Annotated in this window: 13 protein-coding genes; 12 read left to right on the top strand and 1 reads right to left on the bottom strand. The window is 53.4% G+C overall.

The genetic code is table 11. The features are described from left to right. The first annotated feature begins 156 nt into the window (after nucleotides 1-156). The 11 genes from ACKGJP_RS18825 to ACKGJP_RS18775 all read left to right on the top strand — a co-directional run bounded on the left by ACKGJP_RS18825 (nucleotide 157) and on the right by ACKGJP_RS18775 (nucleotide 13,284). Complete coding sequence (locus tag ACKGJP_RS18825; protein WP_409340360.1) at nucleotides 157-1,716, top strand: extracellular solute-binding protein; 1,560 nt, start codon at nucleotides 157-159, stop codon at nucleotides 1,714-1,716. A 99-nt stretch (nucleotides 1,717-1,815) separates the two neighbouring features. Beyond that, a complete protein-coding gene (locus ACKGJP_RS18820; protein ID WP_409340359.1) occupies nucleotides 1,816-2,715 on the top strand; it encodes an ABC transporter permease in 900 nt (299 codons plus the stop codon). Nucleotides 2,716-2,728: 13 nt separating this feature from the next. After that, nucleotides 2,729-3,598, top strand: a complete 870-nt coding sequence (locus tag ACKGJP_RS18815; protein ID WP_409340358.1) for a carbohydrate ABC transporter permease — start codon at nucleotides 2,729-2,731, stop codon at nucleotides 3,596-3,598. Between the two features lie 147 nt (nucleotides 3,599-3,745). Then, nucleotides 3,746-8,530: an OmpL47-type beta-barrel domain-containing protein gene (locus ACKGJP_RS18810; RefSeq protein ID WP_409340357.1), complete on the top strand. Its 4,785-nt coding sequence runs from the start codon at nucleotides 3,746-3,748 to the stop codon at nucleotides 8,528-8,530. Nucleotides 8,531-9,044: 514 nt separating this feature from the next. Then, nucleotides 9,045-9,218 carry a hypothetical protein gene (locus ACKGJP_RS18805; RefSeq protein ID WP_409340356.1) on the top strand — a complete coding sequence of 58 codons (174 nt, stop codon included), beginning with the start codon at nucleotides 9,045-9,047 and terminating at the stop codon, nucleotides 9,216-9,218. A 95-nt stretch (nucleotides 9,219-9,313) separates the two neighbouring features. Further along, complete coding sequence (locus ACKGJP_RS18800) at nucleotides 9,314-9,847, top strand: carbohydrate ABC transporter permease (RefSeq protein ID WP_409340355.1); 534 nt, start codon at nucleotides 9,314-9,316, stop codon at nucleotides 9,845-9,847. A 38-nt stretch (nucleotides 9,848-9,885) separates the two neighbouring features. Beyond that, nucleotides 9,886-12,153: a beta-glucosidase gene (locus ACKGJP_RS18795; RefSeq protein ID WP_409340354.1), complete on the top strand. Its 2,268-nt coding sequence runs from the start codon at nucleotides 9,886-9,888 to the stop codon at nucleotides 12,151-12,153. 23 nt (nucleotides 12,154-12,176) lie between these two features. Then, entirely contained in the window at nucleotides 12,177-12,755 is a 579-nt protein-coding gene (locus tag ACKGJP_RS18790; RefSeq protein ID WP_409340353.1) for a sulfatase-like hydrolase/transferase, read from the top strand. Next, nucleotides 12,727-13,008 (top strand): S-layer homology domain-containing protein, encoded by a 282-nt coding sequence (locus ACKGJP_RS18785; RefSeq protein ID WP_409340352.1) that lies wholly within the window; start codon nucleotides 12,727-12,729, stop codon nucleotides 13,006-13,008. Before ACKGJP_RS18790 ends, ACKGJP_RS18785 begins: the two co-directional genes overlap by 29 nt. A 20-nt stretch (nucleotides 13,009-13,028) precedes the next feature. Further along, a complete protein-coding gene (locus ACKGJP_RS18780; RefSeq protein ID WP_409340351.1) occupies nucleotides 13,029-13,214 on the top strand; it encodes a DUF2961 domain-containing protein in 186 nt (61 codons plus the stop codon). Beyond that, nucleotides 13,207-13,284, top strand: a complete 78-nt coding sequence (locus ACKGJP_RS18775; RefSeq protein WP_409347195.1) for a DUF2961 domain-containing protein — start codon at nucleotides 13,207-13,209, stop codon at nucleotides 13,282-13,284. Before ACKGJP_RS18780 ends, ACKGJP_RS18775 begins: the two co-directional genes overlap by 8 nt. A gap of 187 nt (nucleotides 13,285-13,471) precedes the next feature. Here the strand turns inward: ACKGJP_RS18775 and ACKGJP_RS18770 are convergent, their stop codons facing one another. After that, entirely contained in the window at nucleotides 13,472-13,747 is a 276-nt protein-coding gene (locus ACKGJP_RS18770; protein ID WP_409340350.1) for a DDE-type integrase/transposase/recombinase, read from the bottom strand. Between the two features lie 959 nt (nucleotides 13,748-14,706). On the opposite strand from ACKGJP_RS18770, the gene ACKGJP_RS18765 reads away from it, so the two are divergent. Further along, entirely contained in the window at nucleotides 14,707-16,092 is a 1,386-nt protein-coding gene (locus ACKGJP_RS18765; RefSeq protein WP_409340349.1) for a glycine--tRNA ligase, read from the top strand. The last annotated feature ends 6 nt before the right edge of the window (nucleotides 16,093-16,098 follow it).

Here is a 16,098-nt window from a genome sequence, read left to right as displayed (position 1 = left end):
CGGCACCAAAAGGGAAAAACATAACGAAAATCGAATGAAATCATTGTGAAATCGCTTGCGGCAGGATAACGTAAATGATGTAATCGTTCCCAATCCCGGCCGGGGACAGCACATCGGGGAACGTCTTTCAATCAAGCCAAACAGGGGGAGTTTGCGTTGCCTAATAAAATGAAGACCATAGGTGTTGCCGTCCTGGCTGCCAGTATGGCGGCAGGCGTACTCGGCGGGTGTTCCGCAGAGAAGAAGAACAGTTCCGAAACGAGCCAGCCGAGCGGTTCCGCCAAGCCGGCCAAGCCGATCGAGATTACGTGGGGAATTCACTTTCAGGCGGCGGCGGTCGTTGCCGATACGCAAGTGCAGAAGTGGCTGGAGCAGAAATTCAATGTCAAAATCAAACCGGTCAAGGTGACCGACGCCAGCATCGCATCCGGCGAAATACCGGACCTGTTCATGCTTGGCGATCCCTCGAACGTATCCGCTTACCAAGCTCAAGGGGTGCTCATGAGCATCGACCCGAACATGGTGAAGGAGAAGATGCCGGAATACTATAAGGACGTTGAGCAGGCTAAGGCGTTGTTTCAGACGGTTACGTTCGGCGACAAGCTGTGGGCGGTTCCGATGTTCATCGATTTGAAGCCTTACGATCTCACGATGCTGTGGCGCAAGGACTGGCTCGACAAAGCCGGCATTGCGAAGCTTCCGGAGACGCTCGACGAGTTCGAGAAGGCCGTTTATGCGTTCGCGAAGAACGATCCGGACGGCAACGGCAAGAACGACACGTACGGCTTGACCGGTACGGCGACGTCGACCTGGTCGTCCGGTTTCTATTCGATATTCGGCGCATTCGGCGTCGAGCCCACCATGTGGCAGGAGAAGAACGGGCAGATCGTCAACGGGTCCGTCATGCCCGAGGCGAAGGACGCGCTCGCGAAGCTGCGCCAATGGTACGCCGACGGCGTCATCGATCCTGAATTTATTACCGATACGCAGGATTCGTACCGCAAAAAGCTCTATAACGGCCGGATCGGCGTCATCGAGGAGCAGATCGGCAAGGCCGCGCTTGCCGACGGGGCGACGATCGTCGCCATGAAGGACATCAACCCTAACGCCAAGCTCGCGCTCGGCAAAAATCCGAAAGGCCCCGGCGGCAGCGGCAGCTGGGACTGGGGAATCAAGAGCAATTATGTCGTGTTCGGCAGCAAGGTGAAGGACGACCCCGCGAAGCTGAACAAAATATTCGAGATCCTGCGGGCGGAGAGCAGCGACGAAGAGACGATCAATATGACGAGCATGGGCGTGAAAGGGACGCATTGGGACTTTGCGGACAGCGGAGCGTCCTCCGGCGCGACCAAGTTTCTGACCGGCTTCGAGAAGCAGGAGCAGCGCGATTCGATCGGCGCCCGATTGTTCTCCCTGGGCAATATTACGACGCGCAGCTACCGCGATAAATATTCGAATCCGAAGCTGAACGAAGCCGTTCGCACGTACTCGTCCGCACCGAACTGGACCGATGCGCTGCTGTTCGCGGCGCTGCCGTCGGACGGCAAGTATAAGAAGGATCTAACGGCGCTTACGCAAAAGTATTTCGCCCAATTCATCAGCGGGGAAATTCCGCTCAGCGATTTCGATAAATATGTGACGGAATGGAAAGCGAAGGGCGGAGACGAGCTGACCAAGGAAGCGAACGAGATGTACCAGAAGCAGTTTAAAAAATAATCGGCTTGCGAAGCGATTCCACGCTCCCGGGGAAGAGGCAGCTTGCCTCTTCCCGAGCAGGGGGCGGATCGAATCCGGCTTGAGGATGTGCGAAGTGGAATGAAGACCATCATGAAGCATCGGGAGCTGTTTGCGCTCTATCTGTTTGCGTTTGCCTTTTTCCTTGTGTTTAAGTACGGCCCGATCTACGGGGTGATGATCGCCTTCAAAGATTTTCGCATTGCCGACGGCATCTGGGGAAGTCCGTGGGTCGGATTGAAGCATTTTGAAGCCTTGTTTCAAACAGCCGACTTTTACCGTTTGCTGAAAAATACGCTGCTGCTGAACCTGTATTTGCTGCTGTTCGCCTTCCCGGCCCCGATTCTGCTTGCGCTGCTGCTGAACGAGGTCCGGTCCCGCTTTTTTCAGCGCTTCATCCAAACGACGATGTATTTGCCGCATTTTGTCTCGTGGGTCATTATGTCAGGGCTTGTCATCTACTTCCTGTCGCCGACGACGGGCGTCGTGGCCGAAATCGTCGGGTGGTTCGGAGGAAAGCCGGTTTTTTATATGGGGCAGAAGGCGTATTTTCGCTCGATCATCGTCGTTTCGGCCATTCTGAAGGATATCGGGTGGGGCTCGATCATCTATTTCGCCGCGCTGTCGGGCATTCATCCGGAGCTGCACGAATCGGCGACCATCGACGGGGCGAACCGCTGGCAGCGGATCGTTCACATCAACATCCCGTCGATTATGCCAACGGTTGCGATTATGTTTATTCTCAGCCTCGGCGGATTTTTGAGCGCAAATTTCGAACAGATCATCAACCTGCTCAATCCCGTTACCTACGAAACCGGAGATGTGATCGACACTTACGTGTACCGCGTCGGTCTTCAACAATTCCAGTACAGCTACACCGCTGCGATCGGTTTGTTCAAGTCGCTGGTAGGGCTGCTGTTGATCCTGGGAGCGAACTTTACGGTACGAAGGCTGAGCCGAGGGGAGAGCGGTTTATGGTAGGAGGATTCGCAGCATGAGAACCGGAAATTGGCAGGATAAGCTGACCGTCAGCTTGATTTATGTTGTGCTCGGTATACTAGCAATCATTGTCGTCTACCCGTTCATCCACGTATTTTCGGTATCGCTTAGCGGCAGGGGGGAGGCGCTGCGCAACGGCTTTCATTGGATTCCGAGGCAGCCTACCTTCGTTCCTTACCGGGAGCTGCTGACCTATCCGTTTATATGGACGGGGTACGGGAATACGCTGTTCCGCATGGCGGTCGGTACGCTCTTGACGCTGATCGTCACGATATGCGCCGCCTACCCGCTGTCCCGCAGGGAGTTTCCATGGAAGCGGGTGCTGGTGATGCTGCTGCTGTTTACCATGATATTCGACGGAGGGATCGTGCCGAATTATCTCCTCATGAAGGAGCTGCATCTGCTCAATACGCGGTGGGTATACGTGCTGCCGCATGCGGCTAATGCGTTCCAGGTGCTGGTCATGATTTCGTTCTTCCGATCGGTGCCGGACGCGCTGATCGAGGCGGCCCGGATCGACGGCGCGCGCGATCTGCGCATCCTCACCCGGATTATATTGCCGCTGTCGATGCCCGTTTTGGTGACGATCGGTCTCTGGTCGCTCGTTTATCACATCAACGCCTTTATGGACAACTTGCTTTATGTGACCGATCAAACGAAATTCGTCCTTCAGCAGATCGTCCGCCAAATTCTGATCGAGAACCGGCTCGATCCGTTTACGACGGCCGTTAACGAGGTGCCGCCCGCGCCGGAAAGCTTGAAGATGGCGGCGGTGATCGTTTCCGCGTTTCCGGTGCTGGTGCTGTATCCGTTCCTGCTCCGTTATTTCGAGAAAGGAACGATGATCGGCTCGGTTAAAGGGTAGCGGAGCGGACACCGCTCAAGTCTCAGAAAGTAAAGCCTCCGTTGATTGTTCGACTTCTTGAAAAACGTACTGCCTCAGAATGGCGGCGAAGCCGTTTTTCTGGGGCCGGTGACGACTGAAACTTTCCTTATGAAGGGATGGAGAAGCATGCTCGGAAACAAGGCAATCCTTCTCGTGATCGTCGCACTTCTGCTTAACGTCTTTGCTTTGCCTGCCGTTCAGGCCGAGTCCGGGTCACCGGAAACGGCCTTCTATGTGGCGCCGAATGGAAGCGATTCCAATTCGGGCGCGATCGACGCGCCTTTCCGGACGCTGGAGAGGGCGCGCGACGCGGTCCGTCAGCTGAAGAGCTCCTCAGGCTTGCAGGCTGGCGGTGTGACCGTATATTTGCGGGGCGGTACATACGAAAGGTCCGCGAGCTTTCAGCTGGAGCAGCAGGATTCCGGCACGGCCGGCAGCTCCATCACGTATAAAGCCTACCCGGGCGAAAGCGTCCGGCTGTCCGGCGGCCAGGCGCTCGATAAGAGCTGGTTCGCGCCGGTCACGGACCCAGAGGTCTTGCAGCGCATCATCAGCACCGATGCCCGGACTAAGGTGCTGCGGGCCGATCTGCGCAGTCATGGGATTACCGATTACGGCGTGATGAGCCGCCACGGCTACTATAAGGCGAACGACGTCAGCCAGGTTCCCCCGATGGAGCTGTACGTGGACGGCGAAGGAATGACGCTTGCCCGCTGGCCCAATAACGGAACGGTCCAGATGGGCGACATCGTCGATCCGGGTCCGACCCGCAAGGATGCCGATTTGCAGGAACGGGGAGGCACGTTCGGCTACACCTACGATCGGCCGCAATATTGGACGAAGGCCGACGATATTTGGCTTGACGGCATTTTCGGCTACAGTTGGGAATGGTCGTACAACAAGATCGCGTCGATCGACACGGTGAACAAGCGAATTACGCTGCGCTACGGCGAGATGAGCGGCTTGTTCAAGAACTGGTACCCGGATTTCCACTTCGCGCAAAATTTGCTCGAGGAAATCGACATGCCCGGCGAATACTACATCGACCGCACGCAGGGCATCCTTTACTTCCTGCCTACGGCGGCGTTCGAGGCGGATCATCCCGACATTACCGTAACGATGCTGAAGACGCCGATGATCAATGCGGTGGGCGTTTCTTATGTCACGTTCGAGGATCTGACTTTGGAGAACGGCCGCGATTCCGCCGTAGTCATCATGGGCGGCGATCACGTGCTGATAAAGCATTGCGACATCCGCAACTTCACAAACGGCGGCGTGCTGATCAATACGCAAAGCCGGTGGCTGTACAACGACTTTGCACCGGCGACGGGCGTCTACCACGGAGTCATGAACAGTCATATTCATCATATCGGCGGCACGGCGGTCGTCTTGAACGGAGGCAGCCGGACCACGCTGGAGCCCGGGAACAACTATGTGGAAAATTCTCATCTGCACGATTTCGCCTACTATCATAAGGCTTACAATCCTAGCGTCATCCTGACCGGCGTAGGAAACCGCGTGTCGCATAACGAAATTCACGATGCGCCGCATCCCGGCATACTGATCTTCGGCAATGATCATTCGGTCGAGTTTAACAACATTTATGACGTTTGCAAAATGTTCTCCGACCTCGGCGCCATCTATATGAATGCCGGTGACACGCCGCAGCAGCGGGGAACGGTCATCCGGGGCAACTATTTTCACCATATCGGAGAAGGCAAGGCCGGTGTGGAAGGCGTCTATCCGGACAATTTTACGATGGGGCTGACGATCGAAGATAATATTTTTTACAGAATGGGCAACTCCGCCGTCAAAAATAACGGGGGCGCGCATATCAAGACCCGCAACAATCTGTTTGTCGACAGCAAAGTGCCTTACGATTATGCGGATATATACCTGGGCAGCGAGCCGAACAAGCCGATCGCCAAGGACTATATGCCGAGATGGCAGGCTTTGTTCGCGCAGAATAACAACTTTGCAGGGACACCGTATTTGGCGAAATATCCGGAGCTGGCCGACTTTTTCACGGAAGACCGGTTTTATCCGAGGACGAACGTATACCAGAACAACGTTGTCTACAATCCGACGAAAACGCGCAGCAGCATCACGAACGCGCAGGGTGCGTACGACAAGTTCAATCTGCTGCAGTACGGAGGGAACTGGGTGACGGATCGGGATCCGGGCTTCGTCAACCTAGCGGCAGGCGACCTTAATCTGAAGAGCGATGCGGAGGTATTCCGGCAAATTCCCGGCTTCAAGCCGATTCCGTTCAGCGAAATCGGGATTGTGGGGAAAGCCGGGCCGTATCTCGCACCGGACACGATTCCTGTACAGGGTGTCCGGGTATACGATCGGAACGTGACGGTCGGCATCGGTAAAACGTACGACCTGCACGCGGCCGTGCTGCCTTGGGATGCGACCAATCCTAAGCTGCATTTTGCCTCCAGTAATTCGAGCGTGGTTAAGGTGGATGACAAGGGGACGATTAAAGGGGTGAATGTCGGGCAGGCGGTCGTCACGGTCGCCTCGGACGACAATCCGCTGCTCTACGAAGAGGTTCAGGTCGAAGTCGAGGTCGGGGACGGGATTTACGAATATACCGATTTCGAGACGGGACGAAACAGCTGGCCGGTCGATCCGAACCGGTCCATCGTCGACGTCGGCGGCAACCATATGTATAAGGTGCTGAAAGGCGCAACCGCCGTTTCGCCGAATGAATATACGAATTATGAGCTGACGTTCAAGCTGAAAACGCCGCCTTCGATGCCGAATATCGGCACGTTCTATATATTCGACCGGCTTGGCGCTAACGGGGGCGGCCGCATCGGATACCGCAAGCTTGAGGATGGAACGTCCAAATGGCTCCTCTATAATCAGGCATGGGCGACCGTCAAGGAATCGAACCTGCCGAACGGGGATTTGGCACCGGATACCGAATACAGCGTTAAGCTGCTGGTGAAGGGAGCCGACATCAGTTTGTACGTCGACGGCGCGCTGAAACTGAAGGCGACGGACTCTACGCATAATCCGTCCGGTACGGTCGGCTTTTATGCGGGCGGTTTCGACTACCTGCTGTTCGACGACATCAAGCTGTCGGTGCCGACCGGTCGGGTCGCCGGACTGCTGCTGGACCGGAGCAGCGCGAATCTCGGAGCGGACGAAACGTTGCAACTGAAGGTTAGCTTCGATCCGTCCGACGCCGCCGATCGCTCCGTTACTTGGACGTCGAGCAATCCGTCCGCAGCCGTTGTCGATGCGAACGGCTTGGTTACGGCTGTCGGACCGGGAGAGACGGTCATTACTGTCACTTCGGTTGAAAATCCCAGGGCCTCGGCGGCTGCCCGCATCGTCGTGTCGGACATTCTGCTCAGAACGGATTTCGAATCCGGAGGCGGCGGCTGGCCGGTCGATCCGAACCGAAGCATCGTCACGGTGGACGGCAATCGCAAATATAAGCTGCTCAAGGGGGCGTCCGCCACTTCCCCGCGCTCGTTCACGAACTACCAGCTGAAGTTTAAGCTGAAGACGCCAGCGGTTATCCCAGGCGCGGCGACGTTCTATATTTTCGACCGCCTTGTATCCGGGAGCGGCGACCGAATCGGATATCGGAAGACGACGGACGGTGCGTCGCAATGGATTCTTTACAACGGGGCCTGGGCGACCGTGAAGAAATCCGACCTGCCTTATGAAGATTTGGCGCCGAACACCGAATACACCGTCGAGTTGATCGTAAACGGTGCCGACATCGGTTTGTATGTCGACGGCAAACTTAAACTGAGAGCCTCCGACCCGGCGCACAATCTGTCCGGTACGATCGGCTTTTATGCAGGTGGCTTCGAGAGTCTGACGTTCGATGATATCGAGGTCACGCAGCTTCGCCAGCCGGTGACGGAGGCGGCAATCAACCCGTCACAGCCGGACGGGGCGAACGGCTGGTACGTGCAGCCGATCACTTTGCGACTGAGCCCGGGCGCTCGCTCGTCCAGCGTTGCGCAAACCGTCTATAGTCTGGACGGCGGGGCGAATTGGAGCCGCTACACGGCGCCGGTCACGATCGATCAGGACAGCGGAGCGATCGACTTTCGTTACCGGTCGACCGACCTGTCGGGGAATGCGGAGACGGCGCAGGCGCTCACGCTTCGTCTTGACCGGACGGCACCGGCGACGACTGCGGCCCTGTCCCCGGAGCAGCCGGACGGGCTGAACGGGTGGTACGTCACTCCGACAACGTTGACATTGACCGCGTCCGATGTGACTTCCGGCGTAACGGATACGGTATACAGCCTGGATGGCGGAGCAAGCTGGCAGTCGTATTCGTCGCCTATCCGGTTCGCTCAGGACGGTAGCTACACAATCAACTATCGGTCGACCGACCGGGCGGGAAACGAAGAGGCTGCGCATACGATAAACATTCGTCTGGATACGACGCCCCCGGTCATTACGGCTGAGAAGCCTGTGGCGGATCAGTCGTATGCGGACAGCGAGGAGCTTGTTCCTCAGTTTGGTTTGCTTGACGGGCCATCCGGAGTGGACCGGGCGCAAATGAAAGTGCGATTGGATGACCAGGAGGTGATCGGGGAAGGCCCGATCGCGTTGTATGCGCTCCCGCTCGGTATGCATACGATAACCGCAACCGTCTCCGACGCAGCCGGGAATAGTAGAAGCTTTACGGTTACGTTCAGAACCCGAGCTGATGCGAATTCGGTCAAGGCGCTCATCGAGCGGTTTAGGGCAATGTCCTGGATCGATAATGAGGGAATCGCGAACAGCCTGCGTCATAAGCTTGAGAACGGGAGTCTGGAAGCTCTAATCCACGAAGTGGAGGCACAGAACGGCAAGCATATTACTGCGATGGCTGCCCAGGTGCTCGTGCGGGATGCGCGGTACATGCAGCAAACTCTAGGGGAATAAGAGAGTATTCTAAGGAGGTGAAGCGATAGCTGCTGCTGCGGCAAGTCGCTTCACTTTTTTTCGAGATGAAAATCCTTTCCTTGCCTCATATGTCCGGAGACAGCGTGAGGCTGCCGCATACGGCAGCCATGAACCGGCAGCCTCGTTGCGGGCAGGATAAAGAGTCGGCAGAACGAAGTTGTAAAAGTGGAGTGAAGTCGATTGTGACACAAGATGTCGGATGACAAGAACATAATCTCATTAAGTACCGCGTAAATCGCGGTTTTTTGTGTTATGGGATAAAGTTGTTGTCCCTTCCAATCTGGACGCGATTCGTAAGGCTGCGGCTGACCGGAGAATCCCCTTTTCGGAGGAAATGAGGTTTCTCCCTGTATTGATAAGCGTCCAAAGATATTAAAAGCCCATAAAAACGCGCGATGAGAATGTCGCCTATAACAATAAGGTTTTCATGTTAACCGGTGCGAAACAACTCTCCCGATCTGTTCAGATGCCGGATATGGAGGTGTGGTCGGCCATGCTGAAGGAAGGCTCCATGGGAAAGGTATTGTCAGAGGCGGAAAATTATTTGAAAACGATGGTCGAAACAGAAGGGTTGAATGCCGGAATGCTGCTTCAATTTCATCATAATTTTCTCCAATTGATCTATCATATATTGATTCAAACAGATGACGAACATGACGCCAAATGAATATCGGCAGCAAACTGGTCGAAACCAGGCAAACGAAAAGTCGAATCCGGAGTAGTGACCGTTAAGGCATGAACCTATAATGAAGCTACAATCGGATGAAAGGAAGGAAAGCGATCCGTTCAGAATCGATTCGTAACTATGAAAGGATGGGGGATCTTCATGAAAAAAGAGTTGCTCTGCTAAGTACAATCCTGGCATTGGCATTTGCAACTGCAGGCTGCGGTTCGGGCGGGCCTCCTGCGCTCATTGAAGCGGCTAAAATCGACGGGGCAGGCGAAATAAAAACGTTTTGCAGAATCGTTCTTCCTTTATCGCTTCCTATCCTCGCGACAATAGGGTTGTTCGAAGCCATTTTGTACTGGAACGATTGGTTTAACGGATTAACCTATGTGACGGATCCGAAGCTGTTCAGCATTCAAAATATTTTGAACCGGCTCATTCAGGATATTCAATTTTTGAACAGCAACAGCAGCTTATCTTCAAGCGGTACCGCATCCAAGATGGCTGAGCTCCCAAGTACGTCCGTAAGAATGGCGATTGCCGTTGGCGGTGTCCTGCCGATTTTAATCGTGTACCCATTCTTTCAGAAGTATTTCGTCAAAGGAGTTACGATCGGTGCCGTAAAGTAATCTGATTCAAAGGATGATAAACAAGGAGGAATATAAAGATGATTGGAACGAAACGGGACATTCGACAATTGATTGCGCAAATGACACTGGAGGAAAAAGCCGGCCTGTGCGGCGGTGCGGATTTCTGGCATATGAAAGGCATCGAACGGCTTGGTATACCTTCGATTCGGCTTTCCGACGGCCCGCACGGCCTTCGGGTACAGAAAAACGCAGCCGATCACCTCGGCATTTACGACAGTGTACCGTCGACCTGCTTCCCGACAGCCGCCGGCGTGGCAAGTTCTTGGAACCGTGAACTAATCGGGCGGATGGGTGTGGCGCTTGGCGTGGAATGTCAAGCGGAGGAAGTCGGGATTCTGCTCGGACCTGGCACGAACATCAAGCGTTCGCCGCTGTGCGGCAGAAATTTCGAATATTTCTCGGAGGATCCGTATTTGTCCTCCGAAATGGCCGCACATCACATTAACGGGGTGCAGAGCCAAGGCGTCGGTACGTCGCTTAAGCATTTTGCGGCCAACAATCAGGAACACCGCCGAATGACGGTCGATACGATCGTCGACGAGCGCACTCTTCGGGAAATTTATTTGGCCAGCTTTGAAGGCGCGGTCAAACTTTCGCAGCCATGGACCGTCATGTGCGCGTACAACAAAGTAAACGGCGAGTACGCCTCGGAAAACAGCCTGCTGTTGACCGATATTTTGAAGGACGAGTGGGGTCATGAAGGCTTTGTCGTCTCCGACTGGGGAGCGGTTAACGAGCGCGACAAGGGACTCGCGGCAGGCTTGGAGCTCGAAATGCCATTCGATAGAGGCACAGACAAAATCTTGAATGCAGTGAAGACAGGCAAGCTAGCGGAGGAAACGCTGGATCGTGCGGTCGAGCGGCTGCTGACCGTCATATTCAAGACAGCGGACCAAAAGAAGACGGCTGCAGCGTACGATAAGGAAGCCCATCACCGGCTGGCAAGAGAAGTGGCCAGGGAAAGCATGGTCCTGCTCAAAAATGAAGGCGGCATCCTCCCCCTGAAGAAGGGAAGCAAGATTGCGGTTATCGGAGAGATGGCGAAGTCGCCGAGATACCAAGGAGGGGGAAGCTCTCGCGTGAACCCGACGATTCTGGACGATATCGCCTCGGAGATGGCGAAATCGGCGGGCAGCGGGGCGGAAATCCTCTATGCGCAAGGCTATAAGCTTGCATCGGACGACATGGATGCGGTATTGGCCGAGGAAGCGAAAGCAGTTGCGAAACAGGCGGCGGCCGCGGTCTTGTTCATCGGGCTTCCCGATCGTTACGAGTCGGAAGGCTACGACCGCACGCATTTGCGTATCCCGCATAACCAAGTGTCATTGATTGAGTCCGTATCAGAAGTGCAGCCGAACGTCATCGTTGTTCTTAGCAACGGATCGCCTGTAGAGATGCCGTGGCTCGGCAAGGCGAAGGCTGTACTTGAAGCGTACCTGGGCGGACAGGCGCTTGGCGGAGCGGCAGCGGATTTATTGTTTGGCGATGCCAATCCAAGCGGGAAATTGGCTGAGACGTTCCCGATCAGCTTGAAGCACAATCCTTCCCATCCGAACTTTCCGGGCGAGGGAGACCGCGTCGAATACAAGGAAGGGCTGCTGGTCGGATATCGCTATTACGACACGAAGGACATCGAGCCGCTCTTTCCTTTCGGTTACGGATTGAGCTATACGAACTTCGACTATTCCGACCTGACCCTGTCCAAGAAAGAGATGCTAGACAAAGAGACACTTAGCGTAAGCCTAAAGGTGACTAATACCGGCGATCGCGCGGGTCAAGAAATTATCCAGCTCTACGTTCGCGATACGGCCAGCACCGTCATCCGTCCCGACAAAGAGCTGAAGGGCTTTGACAAGGTGCTGCTTCAACCGGGAGAGGAAAAAACAGTCCGCTTTGTGCTCGATAAACGCTCCTTCGCTTATTACAACGCGGAAATAAAGGATTGGCACGTGGAAACGGGGCAGTTCGAGATATTGATCGGCAAATCTTCGCGAGACGTTGTGCTTCAGGAGACGGTCCATGTCGTTTCGACAACGACCTTGAAGCAACACTTTACCCGTAACTCGACGATCGGCGATTTACTTAAGGATCCGTTCGCCAAATCTTATCTGGCACAAATGCTAAAGCGGAATCCGCTGGACGGATCGATGGGCGAAGAAAATGCAGAGATGTCGATGGCGATGCTCATGAACGCGCCGGCTCGCTTATTGCTTTGGTTCAGCAAAGGCGAGATCGACGAGCGGATTTTGGATGAGATGTTGGCGGAAATAAACAGCAGGCCATGAATCAGATTCGAACGTAGGGAGTAATGCCGGATGAGCCATTCAACCCGACTTCGATCGGTACCCATCATATGCGAACAGAGCACACCAATCCTTATACGCAGGAACTGCCGACCCCTTATTATGCTGTTCCGCCTGCTCATGTCAAGACGATTCCCGAAATGATGCGCGCGAACGGATATTTTTGTACGAACAACTTTAAGACGGATTACCAGTTCGAGGTGCCATTAACGGCTTGGGACGAAAACGGAAGGGAGGCGCATTGGCGCAACCGGGAGCCCGGACAGTCTTTCTTTGCGGTATTCTACTATATATTTACCCATGAGAGCTGCATGTGGCCGGGGGAAATGACGAAATTTTTGCATAAAATTCAAGGCGGCGAGAAGCCGCTTATGACCGATCCCAACCGAGTTATCGTTCCTCCCTATATACCCGACACGCCTAAATCGCGACTGGCGCTTGCCAAACTTTATGACAATGTGGCAAACGCGGACGAATACGTGGGACGCATCCTGCAGCAGCTTGACGAAGACGGATTAGCGGACAATACGATCGTCATGCTATGGAGCGATCACGGTGAAGGATTGCCGCGCGCCAAACGTTGAACGTACGACGCGGGAATCCGCGTTCCGCTCATTTCCGGACACGCTTGAAGTCACGTCGATTATTGATGGCTATCGGGATGGTTACGAGATCAGCAATTGGGCGAAGGAGTCAGTTGCTCGCATGTCCGGAATGGGCGTATTTCAGGGGGATGACAGCCAAAGTTTGCGCCCGCTTGAACCGGTGACACGTGCGGAGACAGCCGTGTTATTGATCCGTATGCTGCGTCAGATTTCTTTTATAGAGCCATCATAGTTTAGCGGTACGCCATTGCTTTGAGGTGGCTGTCGGAATTCCGTCGACCGCAGCGGCTTGGGATTGCCGCCGCTTTGCTCGGCAATCCGGAGCTGCTCATTCTGGACGGCGTAAAAGGAGCAGGGCACTATGTCGGCACCTACCTTGCCTGGCAAGTCAACCATACAGGCTGGTGGGGGGAAGGGGAGAAGGTTTGGCATGTATAGATGGCATATCATGGACCCGATTCGATTCCAGGAGGAGTTAAGGATAACGATTCAGGCGCTTGGATGGTGATCCGGAGGAAGATATTTGCCATTGCAGGATGATATTTCATCCGTGGCCTTCTGGTATCAGCTATAGCCTCATCAAGCGTACCCACAGCTTCCGGAAGCGGATCAACTCGAAGTGATCTAACGAGGATAAAGTGGTAGTGGTGCAAGAATTAAAATTGATATAAGATACACAACAAATTGTAAATTAGCTATGCCACAATACCAAATATTTTATTAAGCCATTCAAAAGTAGAGAGGACAGACGAATTATTTACCGCCTGTCCTTTACTAATCATATGCATGGCCTCAATTCCCTTTAACGTCTGTTCCGCAGTGTGAAACGTTTTGGAACCAAGCATCGGTTTTGTGATTTTCTTTATGAATCGATGATCTTGCTCCACAATGTTGTTTAAATACTTTGTCTGTCTAATCAAAGTTTCTTTAGGCAGAGCTTTTTCATTTATTCGCGAAGAAATCAAGCGCAACGAAGTCAACCGACAATAAAGGGATGTTTCACGCCGTAAATAAACTTATATATTATCGAATATAGCCCGAAACACTGCGTCCCAGTCCGACAGCAGCCGTTAAGGGTAAAGTAAGCTGAGGGACAGGGAACAAAAATAATTCAGCCGGTATCTTGATGTCGGATCCGGCTTTTTTGTCATTCCAATTATACTAAGATAATGCATCAAAATTTCAGAACGACAGCCCGCTCGAAATCTAGTTTTCAATAATAATGTTATGTAAACAAAAAAGATCGTCGATGGGTTCTTTTGTAAAAAGTTCAATATTTTCTTTGAATCATTTTATTACTTAAGTTTAAAGCTTTACCTAAAGCCTGATAGTAAATGGACGATTCAGGGCTGGTTTATACCTACTTTTTTGAACGGCGACTTTGCGCTTGCTTACATCATCGATCCGCTTGGCGTTCACTACGGCATGATCGAAAATAAGAAGTAATAGCAAGGAAATGCCTTCCTGATCGCTGGATGGCATTTTCATTCGTTGGCGTTAAACTAACGGGTACGGTAGCACCATTACACAGGCTGCCGACACAATCGGCAGTTTTCTCCACTAACAGGCAGAGAGATCAAAAAAGAGAATTGCTGAATCGCTGCCTGCTTTTACGGTCCCCTCATTGCTTTTTATTCCGTTTTTAGGTAAAATGACTGTCAAATATAGGTAAGGCCATGAAGGACGAATAGTACTTGCGAGTGTTTTGAATCCAGCGATCCGGGGACGGTGCAAGCCCGGACAAGGCAGCAAGGAAACGGCAGTCCGGAGCCGGTACGTTTAAAAAGCGGGTGTCTTGAGCCAAGACGCCAACTAGGGTGGAACCGCGGGTGCTAAGCAGCTCTCGTCCCTAGGCGTGTATCCATTATACACGCCTAGGGACGAGAGCTTTATTATTTTTCAAACAATCACGTGAGGGAGGCAATAAAATATGAATATATCGATGGAACAAGTCGTGGCTTTGGCCAAGCACAGGGGCTTTATTTTTCCCGGCTCAGAAATTTACGGCGGTCTTGCGAATACATGGGACTACGGCCCGCTTGGCATCGAACTGAAAAACAACATCAAGCGTGCCTGGTGGAAAAAATTCATCCAGGAATCTCCTTACAATGTCGGGCTGGACGCAGCAATTTTGATGAATCCGCAAGTGTGGGTCGCTTCCGGCCACGTTGGCAATTTCAACGACCCCATGATTGACTGTAAAAACTGTAAAGCGCGCCATCGCGCAGACAAAATTATTGAGAATGCCCTGGCCGATAAGGGTAACGAAATGGTCGTTGACGGTCTGTCGTTTGATCAGATGAAGGCTCTGATCAAAGAGTACAACATCACTTGCCCGGATTGCGGTAACAATGACTTCACAGACATCCGCCAGTTTAACCTGATGTTCAAAACGTTTCAAGGTGTGACCGAATCCAGCGTAAATGAGATTCACCTTCGCCCGGAGACAGCACAAGGGATTTTCGTCAACTTCAAGAACGTACAGCGTACGATGCGCAAGAAGTTGCCGTTTGGCATCGGCCAAATCGGTAAAAGTTTCCGGAACGAAATAACGCCTGGCAACTTCACTTTTCGGACTCGCGAGTTTGAGCAAATGGAGCTTGAGTTTTTCTGCAAGCCCGGCGAGGATCTTAAGTGGTTTGAGTACTGGCGCGGCTTCTGTCGCGACTGGCTGCTTTCGCTAGGCGTGAAGAAAGACCACATCCGCTTGCGCGATCATTCCGGAGACGAACTATCTCACTACAGCAACGCGACGACCGACATCGAGTATCGATTTCCATTCGGTTGGGGCGAGCTATGGGGCATTGCTGATCGTACGGACTATGACCTGAAACAGCATATGAAACATTCCGGCGAGGACTTTTACTATATCGACCAAGAGGCGAACAACGAGCGTTACGTGCCGTTTTGCATCGAGCCTTCGCTAGGAGCCGACCGCGTGACGCTGGCCTTCTTGATCGACGCTTATGAGGAGCAACAGCTCGAAGGTGACGACAGCCGTACTGTACTTCGCTTCCACCCGGCTCTCGCACCGATCAAGGCGGCGGTATTCCCGCTGTCGAAGAAGCTCACCGAAGGTGCACAGCGGGTATTCGCGGACCTCGCGTCCGAGTTCTTGGTGGACTATGACGACGCAGGGTCGATCGGTAAGCGCTATCGCCGCCATGACGAGATCGGCACGCCGTTCTGCATCACGTACGACTTCGAGTCGGAAAATGACGGTCAAGTGACCGTTCGTGACCGTGATACGATGGAACAGGTGCGCATGCCGATCGCCGAGTTGAAGACATACATTGTAGAACGTATCAAATTTTAGCTTTTC

The sequence above is a fragment of the Paenibacillus litoralis genome, from assembly GCF_046244365.1.
Classification (GTDB): domain Bacteria; phylum Bacillota; class Bacilli; order Paenibacillales; family NBRC-103111; genus Paenibacillus_V.
The sequence above is the reverse complement of the archived record's forward strand: the minus strand, read 5'-3'. Positions and strand labels throughout refer to the sequence as shown.